The organism is Lutibacter sp. (genome assembly GCF_021647475.1).
Lineage (GTDB): Bacteria > Bacteroidota > Bacteroidia > Flavobacteriales > Flavobacteriaceae > Lutibacter.
The window spans coordinates 1-9380 of record NZ_JAKIUR010000075.1; the positions used below are offsets into that span (position 1 = coordinate 1).

Genomic DNA, 9380 nt, shown 5'->3' on the forward strand with positions numbered 1-9380 from the left:
ACTACTTGATGTCATTGATGTAAATTATTGATTATCAGTATAATATACAAATAATTAATAACTTTGACAACTATAAATCAACTGATTATCTAGCTTTTATCAAAGAAAAAGTGTGAGTTTGCCCTGGCCATTTGATAGTTGTAATTGCATATTATGTTAAATATCCCAGAATGTTTAGTTTTCATAAGAAACTTTATTACTTGGGTCATTAAACATTGGTATATTAACTTTTCGTTTAATTTTAATATTCTGTACAATTATTAAATATTTTTTTAATTCTTGATTCTCAAGAAACTTCTCGTTAAACATTTGTAGCTATAATTTGCCATTATGTTAAATTGCCGCTGTCAATCACTTTATTGTTTTGAATATTTAAGAATATTCTCGTTCTAAAAGCTTTCAGGATGTTCTCGTTGTATTGGCACAGCAGTTTAAAAATTTCTAAACACTTGCCTCTTGTTTTATAGGGGCTAAAACACTATACTTTCGACTTCGCTAGCAAAAAAAGTGTTCCAATAACTTAAGTAAAATAAGCTTTTTTGAAGGAACATTGCAATTATTACTTAGCTTTTACCATAGCAAAATAACATAGATTAGATCGTTATAATACACTTTTGAAAATAGGCTACTTGTCATTTGGTATTAGTTTTTATTTAATATTTATTAATTCTGAGCCTGTAATTAAATTTGCAAATATTTTTGTTTTTGGAAATTGCGATAATATTATTTTAATAAATACTGTTATTGGTATTGCTAGTATTAAGCCTGGAATCCCCCAAATAAATCCCCAAAACATTAACATAACTAAAATAGTTATCACATTTATTGAGAATGATTTTCCCATAAAGATTGGTTCTAAAATTCCTCCCATAATTACTTGAACAAGTGTAATAGTTAAAATAAAAAAAAGTAAAATACTTGTTGTATCTATTTCAACAAAAGCGAATAACGATAAAAGTAGTACTGAAATTACTGAGCCTATCATTTGAACAAAGTTAATCACAAATGCTAATAATCCCCAAAAAATTGGGAAACTTACATCAAAGAAATAACAAGCGAGTGTAAAGCCTAAGCCTGTAAAAAAACTAATAATAAATTTTACTTTAAGAAAAGTAATAAGATCTTTTTCAATTCTCATAAATACTTTAATAGATGAAATTTTTTGTTTAAAAAGTGTACTGTTTAATACTTTCTGAAAATTTAAAGATTCTGCAAGCAATAAAATTGTAAAAAACGCAGTCATTAAAGTCATTGAAATTAAATTACCAATAAAATCAATACTTGAACCAAAGTTTTTACTCAAATCAAATTTTTGAAAATAATGTACTATAATTCTTTTTTCTGTCGATCTTTCAATACCTAAAATTTTTTCTAGAGGTATTATTATTGTTTCCAATTTTGATTCTGCTTTAGCAATTAAACCATTTTCAGAAGCTATTATTTCTTTACTGGAAAGTTGAATAATTTCACTTGTTAGTTTAAAAAAGAGTCCAATAATAATAATAACAATTATAAGATTTATTGTTTTTGGAATTTTTCTCTTTCTTAGCCATCGCATTAATGGTAAAAACAATAGTGCAATAAACATTGAGAAAACAAGCGGTATAAAAATAAACGATAGCAATTTTAGTATATAAAAAATTACTGGCAAAGCAATAATGAGTAATAATATATTAGTAGTTTTTCTCTTTTTCATTATTCTATTTATTTGATTTCACCTTTATACGAGAGTTTTATTAATTATTTTAAGGTTTTTATTTGTCAATTTTAATATGGTGTAACCTATTAAACCAGAAATTAGTGAGCCTAAAAGTATTCCTATTTTTGCTGAATCGATATAACTTGGCGATGTTACAAAGGCTAAATTGGCTATAAATATTGACATGGTAAAGCCAACTCCTGCAAGAATAGCTACACCAATAATTTGCTTAAAGTTTACACCTGTTGGCAATGCAATAATTTTTAATTTTGTGCCAATATATGATAATAGTGATACCCCAACTAATTTACCTACAAACAATCCAATTGCTATATTAAAAATTAGCGAGTAATCTAACTTCATTGAAGTATTTATAATAACACCTGCATTTGATAATGCAAAAACAGGCATTATAAAATAGGCAACAAAACTATGAAGCGTGTTTTCTAAATCTTGTAAAGGTGATTTTACTTTTTCAGTACACGTTTTTAAATCTTCAATTTGTGTTATTTGATTTTTAGAAAGTATATTATTTTGGTTATTGCTATCAGATTTTATATTACCAAGTATATGAGTTAACTGATTTGCATATTCTTTAATATTAATTTTTTGCCTAATAGGAATTGTAAAAGCTAATAATACTCCTGCAATTGTAGGATGAATACCCGATTTTAGAAATAAAATCCAAACAATTACACCAAAAACTAAGAATACATAATTTATATAGATTTTTTTGTAGGATAAAAAAGCCAAAATCGAAATTAGAAGAAGGGCATATATTAATAACATCCAATTAATTGCTGTACTATAAAAAATGGCTATTACTAACACAGCACCAATATCATCAATAATGGCAAATGCGGTTAAAAACACTTTTATACTTAATGGAACTCTATTTCCTAAAAGTTTTAAAATTGCTAAAGCAAACGCAATATCAGTTGCCATAGGAATTCCCCAACCTCGTGCAGTTTCGGGGTTTTTATTAAGAATAAAAAATAGTGCAATAGGAACAATAACACCTCCTAATGCTGCAAAAAATGGAAATGCAGCTTTTTTTATAGTATTTAATTCACCTATTAAAAATTCTCTTTTTAGTTCTAAACCAATAAGAAAAAAGAAAATTGCCATTAACCCATCATTAATCCACAGAATAAGTGGTTTTTCAAGTTCAAAATCTTGAAAACTAAAACCTATTTTGTATTGCCATAACGATTCATATTGTTGTACAAATGATGAATTTGCCCAAATTAAAGCAATAATTGTTGCCCCAAAAAGAAGGATTCCACCTAAACTCTCTGTTTTTACAAATTTTTGAAAAGGAGTACGTATTATTTTTTTTAACATTTTTAATTTTTTAAATCGAGTTTTTGGGTATTTATATTTTAGTTGTCATTTTCAAAATTGTGATGCCCTTCTTCTAAACTACGTTCAATTGTATCGTGTAATTCATCATAATCGTGTAAAACATCCGAAATATTTTTTCCTCCTTTTTTAACCACTAACGCAATTGTCATTATAGCACTTGTAATTAATATGGTATATAATAATATTCCTTGATTAAAATTTTCTATCACGTATTTTGCAGGAATTGTATAAAATAGCAACACTGTAATTAGCCCTCTGGGTGCAATAAACAATTCAGGAGTAATACTTTTATTCCAAAAAATAATTTTAAGAAACATAAATCGAACAGCATATAAAATAGTAACAAAGGCTATACTTTGAATTGCTACTTCATAATTTACCAATGAAATTAAAGAAATTGTAACACCAAACATTACAAAGAAAAAGGTGCGTAATATAAATGCCGATTCTAAAGTTATCACATAAAACTCTTTAAAAATGGGCTTTATTCTTTCTTTTTGTATTAGTTTTTTAAAACGACCAATAAAAAATATATCTGTGTTATTGAGTATTAAGCCAAAAAACAGAATAATTATTAAGGATGATAAATGAGATATTGAACCCAAAGCATAAACAAGCATTAATACGGCAATTATTAAAAATAGTTTAACATGACTTGTTAGTTTTTGAATACTCCAAACGGTAATATAACTAAAAGCTACCGCTACTATAATAGTGATTACAATGTTAGATGAAACACTAAATACAACATCAGTAGTTGAATAAAACTCTTCAGATGAAGTTAAAAATTGAAATAAAATAATGCCTAAAATATCAGAGAATGTGCTTTCATAAATCATAAATTCTTTCTTATATTCTGATAGCATAGTTACACTTGGAATTATAATTGCACTACTCATAATTGACAAGGGTACTGCATATACCAAAGCTTCATAAAAAGAGGTTTCTAAAAAATATTGAATACCCAAAGCAATTAAAAGAGAGCTTCCTATTAAGCCAAATAAAGCCATTAAAAAAGATTTTATTATTAACCTTATTTTGTCTTTTTTAATTTTTAAATCAAGTGCAGCTTCTAAAACAATTAATATTAAACCTACTTTACCAACTACAACTAAAGCTTTTGATATTAAAGGATTTTCTTTAAGTTCAGGATAAATAAACTGTATTGCAACACCTAGCATCATTAATAAAAGAACACTTGGAATGTTAGTTTTAATTGAAATAAAATTAAAAATAAAACTAAAAATAATAATTAGTGATGCTCCTATCATAATTAAATATTCTGGCTTTATATAATCAAAATGCATATTTTATAGTGTATTTATACCTTTTTTAAATATTATTATTAAAAATAAAAATAGTAATTTTTATAATAAAAAATTAATTGTATATCCGTTTTTAGTCATATAGCTAACACGTCACCCTGGATTTATTTCAGGGTCTCACTTTACTAAGTTGATTTACAATAATTATGAGATTCCCAGCCAAGCTGAGAATGACGTAGATTATAAATTTATGTGCTTTTACGGACATACAAAAAAAATTACTACTTTATTTATTTACTAAATTAATTTTATTCAATAAAAGACTTTACGATTCTCTCATTTAATAATTGAATAGGTCTGTAATTGCTATTCAAAATTTTTGAAAACTGCTCAATTTGCACTTTTGATGCGGTTAAAGGTGTTTTTAGCACATACCAATTTACTACTTCTGAACAAGGTGGAGTTGTTAATGAACCTTTATAATTGTAATAACTTGTATTTTTAGGGAATAAACTTAAAATGTCAATAATATCTTCTGATTTAAACTCACCTTTAACTGTAGGAAATTTATCTAAATACTTTGCCAGTAGTTTATTTTTTTTACCTTCTTCAAACATAATACCTAATACTGCAAAATCAGAATCTGAATGCTTATGTACAAAATGTACTTCAATAGGATAGTAATTACCATTTATGGTATGTTCACTTTTTGCGTGATAATGAAATTGTAATAATTTATAATCCTTACCATTTAAGTTTACGGTATTATCACCATCTACATTAAATTGTACAGTATGTCCATTATTTATAATGTTTACACTTGATTTTCCATAGCTAAACTTTGGTGCTTTCAAATCATTTTCATTTAAAATATTTTTAGTTTCTATATTAATAGGTGATTGCACTTTACCTCCACAATCAGAAAAACCTTTACATAAATTTTTCCAATTTTCTGGACCATCTTCTCCTTTGTGATGTGACCAATGTACATTGGCACAATCTATTTTTATTTTAGGATGCTTATTATAATCAGAATTAACAATTTTATTAGTTTTACACGAAGTTAAAAATGCTAATACTAAAAAGGCTACTACTAAATTTAATTTGTTTTTCATTTAATTGGTTTTAATTATTATTTATTCTCTATTTAATCATTTTAAAAACTAGTTCACTATAAAATTTTGAGATAACATCTTCATTACTTTTTGTATCTGTAAGTGATGGTATATGGGCTGAATAATATCTTTGTCGGTGAGAACCTTCTACAACTGTAGATATAAGCATATGTGGAAATTTGAATGTTGGATTTATTTCTAATATTAAATTTGCAATTTGATTAACTACATTTTTGTAGGTTGTAAAACAACCATTTTTATTTTCCTCATCAACATCTTTAGTTTGATATGCTTTTACAGATTCTGTGCTGATAATTTTATGTAGCAAAACTTCATTAACATAAGAAACCAACTTGTCTTCTAAAACAGGTTCTGTCAAAATATTTAATGATCTTTTTAATTTTTCTTTAGGAGAATTTATATTGATTGTTGTTAGCACTAACCTGTAATCTGTCCAACTCCAATACCAACTTGTTAGATAAATAAGTAATGTATGTTTACTTTTAAAGTACCGGTAAATAGAACTTTCTGGAGAATTTATCTTAATACTTAGCTTTTTGAATGTGAATTTTTCAAATCCCAATTCATCAATCAGTTCAATACTATTGGAAATTATACTATTTCCTAATTCTGATGTATCTGGATTTTTTAAATACAAATTTGAATTTACATTAATCTTTATGTTTAGATTCTTCATTATAATATTCTTTTGTGCAAATATAATAGCATTACTATCATATATGCAAATAATACTATTATTATTTAATATTTTTCTTTATTTTTGAAAAATATTACTTTAAAAATCACATAATAATTGATGAAAACAATGCGAAAAATAGATAAGAGAATATATTTTGTTAATTCTTTTAATTGTATGTATGTCCGTAATTATTAATAATAAAGAACAACGTCATGCTGAAACAAGCCCGCCTGCTGCTGGCAGGTTCAGGGTGACGGACGTTATGTAAGATTACGGACAATCAGATTCTTTTATATTTTGGGTATAGAAACTATCTTATGATAGAAGAAATTAATGAAGAATATCGAATATTTTATAAAAATAAGAAGTATTTTTTAACAAATAACTTTTGGATTGGGTTTAACCACTCCACACACATTTTGCTCCACTGCTTCTGCCCTAACCCAAAATAAGTGTTTCATCACCATTTTTAAGAAATATTAATTTAGAGAAAATAAAGAAGTTTAAATCTATTTTTATTTATTCCTACCAAAGCAAAGTAACATAACGCAGAACATATAGAACAAATGTAACCCGTTGTGCATTATGATAAAATTTCGTCAATTCAAGTGAATTTTAATCCTGATAAGGAGGAAAATTAGTATCGAGAATAGAAATTTTAGTCTAAAAAATAGTTCTCGATACAATTTTCTATCGAAAATCACTCGAACTGACGTAACAGTAAGTTTAAAAAGTAATAATGCACAACGGGTCAAATGTATTATATTGTTAACTATGGTGGTTAATTAATTTGGATAGCTTCTCATAAAAAAGTGGCACAAAAAAAGCCTGTCAATTTTGACAGGCTTTTGTAAAAATTAAAGCGTATATATGTTAAATTACTTTTACGTTTATTGCGTTTAATCCTTTTTTACCTTCTGCAAGATCAAATTCAACTTCATCGCCTTCACGAATTTCATCTATTAATCCAGAAATGTGTACAAAATGTTCTTTGTTTGAACCTTCTTCTGATATAAAACCAAAACCTTTAGTTTCGTTGAAGAATTTTACTGTTCCTTTACTCATTTTAAAAAATTTAATTTAATAATTGTTTATTATTTTGCAAATATAGTTTAAATATTTGATTTTCAATGTTTTTTTACAACTATATTTAAATATAATATTTTACATTACTAAATTCCATTAGAAAAAGATAAAACCTAAAAACATATTAAATACAATTAATAGTTATATTTTTTTTACACGTACTGCGTTCATCCCTTTCATTCCCTTTTCTAATTCAAAGGAAACTTTATCATTTTCTGAAATTTCATCAATTAATCCACTTACGTGGCAAAAGAATTTTTCTTGAGTATCTGTATCTAAAATAAATCCAAATCCTTTTGAAGAATCGTAAAAAGATACTTTTCCTTTTCTTACTGGGTCAAATGGTTCATCACTATCTACTTTTTTAGGAATTCCTATTTCAATGCTTTCAGCATCAATTTCAACTTTTAAGGATGGATCTGGTGGTGTATCTGTTAAATTTCCATTATGATCTACATAAGCAAATTGAATTCCTACTCCTTTTTCTTTAGCTTCCGCTTTACGTGCTAATTTTTTCTTTTGTTTTTCTTCTCGCTTTTTTAAACGTTTTTTTTCCTTTTCAATTTTATTAAAAGTCTGTTGCGATTTTGCCATTCAATTGTATTTAAATTTATTTTATGTTACGGTTTATAAGAAAAATTGAAAAGCTAAATTTGTATTTGAAAAAGCATGTTGCAAATAAAAGTATTAGCTAAAGTGATTTTAATTATCGTTCAATATCATCTCTGTTAACTTGTGCAAAGATAATATTTGTATTGTAAATTTGGAAAAAATTTACAATCTTTTCTAAATTAAACTATTGAAAAGAAAATTATCATCAATATTATTACAGTTTTATAAAATTTTCAAAGAAATTAATTGGCTTTTTTTTAAAGTTCTTGAAATAAAAAACTGTAAATAAAAGCACGTTCCTTTACAATATTATTGAATTCATTTGCTCTATAATATTCTGTTTTATCTTGTTACCAAAGTAAAATAGGATTTTTTTAGCTGAATTAAATAATCTATTACAAAAAAAACCTAATTCCACTTCATTCTTTGTAGGCGAACAGCATTCAAAATTGCTAGCAATGCTACCCCAACATCAGCAATTACTGCTTCCCATAAGGTAGCCATACCAAATGCTCCTAAAATTAGTACCAATATTTTCACTCCCAGTGCTAAAATAATATTTTGCCAAATAATATTGGTAGTTGAATTACTTATTTTTATTGCTGTGGCTATTCTTGAAGGTTGATCTGTTTGTATAACCACATCTGCTGTTTCTATGGCGGCATCACTACCTAAACCTCCCATTGCCATACCTACATCTGCAATTGTAATAACAGGGGCATCATTTATACCATCTCCAATAAAAGCAATGGTTCTACCTTCTTTTTTAAGTTTTTCAACTTCATTTATTTTATCCTCAGGTAACAACCCTCCTATTGCTTTATCAATTCCTAATTGTTTTGCAATTTTATCTACCACAAGTTGTTTATCTCCTGATAACATTACAACTTTAGATATCCTTTTAATACTATGCAAAGCTGCTATTGCATTTTTGGCATCCTCTTTTAATGTATCTGCAATAGTAATATAACCAGCATATTTATCATTAATAGCTATAATTACAATAGTTTCAGTTATTTCTTTTAGTTTTTCGCTATAAACGATCTTAAATTTATCAAGCAATTTAGTATTTCCAGCTAAAATTTTGTAGTTATTAACTTCCCCTTTTAATCCGTGACCCAATATTTCTTCAACATTAGATGATTCAAATCTATTGTCTGTGATATTTGCATATTTTACAATAGCATCTGCAATTGGATGCGTAGAATTAGATTCCAAAGCTGCTGTTAAATTCACTAATAAATTTTTATCAAAATTTTCAGTAACTATCTTTTGAACTTCAAAAACACCTTTGGTTAAAGTGCCTGTTTTATCCATAACAACGGTATCAACTTTAGTTAATAATTCTAAAAAATTTGACCCTTTAAATAAAATTCCATTATGAGATGCAGCTCCAATACCTCCAAAATAGCCTAACGGAATTGAAATTACCAAAGCACAAGGACAAGATATAACTAAGAAAATTAAAGCTCTTTGAAACCACATTTGAAATACGTAAGCATCACCAAGAAAAAAATATGGAATAATAACCAACGCAA

The 9380-nt window shown here is 26.5% G+C and carries 8 protein-coding genes; all 8 read right to left on the reverse strand.

The features are described 5' to 3' along the window. Positions 1 to 649: 649 nt before the first annotated feature. Positions 650 to 1696 (reverse strand): AI-2E family transporter, encoded by a 1047-nt coding sequence (locus L3J60_RS12580; protein ID WP_291975910.1) that lies wholly within the window; start codon positions 1694 to 1696, stop codon positions 650 to 652. 24 nt (positions 1697 to 1720) lie between these two features. Beyond that, positions 1721 to 3043: a Na+/H+ antiporter NhaA gene (gene nhaA, locus L3J60_RS12585; protein ID WP_291975911.1), complete on the reverse strand. Its 1323-nt coding sequence runs from the start codon at positions 3041 to 3043 to the stop codon at positions 1721 to 1723. 38 nt (positions 3044 to 3081) lie between these two features. After that, positions 3082 to 4371 carry a cation:proton antiporter gene (locus L3J60_RS12590; RefSeq protein ID WP_291975912.1) on the reverse strand — a complete coding sequence of 430 codons (1290 nt, stop codon included), beginning with the start codon at positions 4369 to 4371 and terminating at the stop codon, positions 3082 to 3084. A gap of 266 nt (positions 4372 to 4637) precedes the next feature. Then, complete coding sequence (locus L3J60_RS12595; RefSeq protein WP_291975913.1) at positions 4638 to 5444, reverse strand: carbonic anhydrase; 807 nt, start codon at positions 5442 to 5444, stop codon at positions 4638 to 4640. Positions 5445 to 5472: 28 nt separating this feature from the next. Beyond that, positions 5473 to 6141: a TetR/AcrR family transcriptional regulator gene (locus tag L3J60_RS12600; RefSeq protein ID WP_291975914.1), complete on the reverse strand. Its 669-nt coding sequence runs from the start codon at positions 6139 to 6141 to the stop codon at positions 5473 to 5475. Positions 6142 to 7017: 876 nt separating this feature from the next. Further along, positions 7018 to 7209 carry a cold shock domain-containing protein gene (locus L3J60_RS12605; protein ID WP_291975915.1) on the reverse strand — a complete coding sequence of 64 codons (192 nt, stop codon included), beginning with the start codon at positions 7207 to 7209 and terminating at the stop codon, positions 7018 to 7020. Between the two features lie 162 nt (positions 7210 to 7371). Then, a complete protein-coding gene (locus L3J60_RS12610) occupies positions 7372 to 7824 on the reverse strand; it encodes a cold-shock protein (protein WP_291975916.1) in 453 nt (150 codons plus the stop codon). A 426-nt stretch (positions 7825 to 8250) separates the two neighbouring features. Beyond that, positions 8251 to 9380 (reverse strand): heavy metal translocating P-type ATPase (locus tag L3J60_RS12615; RefSeq protein ID WP_291975917.1); only part of this gene is annotated, 1130 nt, incomplete at its 5' end.

Bases quoted from the DNA above. Each gene is read 5' to 3' on its own strand.
- L3J60_RS12610 (WP_291975916.1), bottom strand. From the start codon at position 7,824: ATGGCAAAATCGCAACAGACTTTTAATAAAATTGAAAAGGAAAAAAAA.
- L3J60_RS12605 (WP_291975915.1), bottom strand. From the start codon at position 7,209: ATGAGTAAAGGAACAGTAAAATTCTTCAACGAAACTAAAGGTTTTGGT.
- nhaA (WP_291975911.1), bottom strand. From the start codon at position 3,043: ATGTTAAAAAAAATAATACGTACTCCTTTTCAAAAATTTGTAAAAACA.
- L3J60_RS12580 (WP_291975910.1), bottom strand. From the start codon at position 1,696: ATGAAAAAGAGAAAAACTACTAATATATTATTACTCATTATTGCTTTG.
- L3J60_RS12590 (WP_291975912.1), bottom strand. From the start codon at position 4,371: ATGCATTTTGATTATATAAAGCCAGAATATTTAATTATGATAGGAGCA.
- L3J60_RS12595 (WP_291975913.1), bottom strand. From the start codon at position 5,444: ATGAAAAACAAATTAAATTTAGTAGTAGCCTTTTTAGTATTAGCATTT.
- L3J60_RS12600 (WP_291975914.1), bottom strand. From the start codon at position 6,141: ATGAAGAATCTAAACATAAAGATTAATGTAAATTCAAATTTGTATTTA.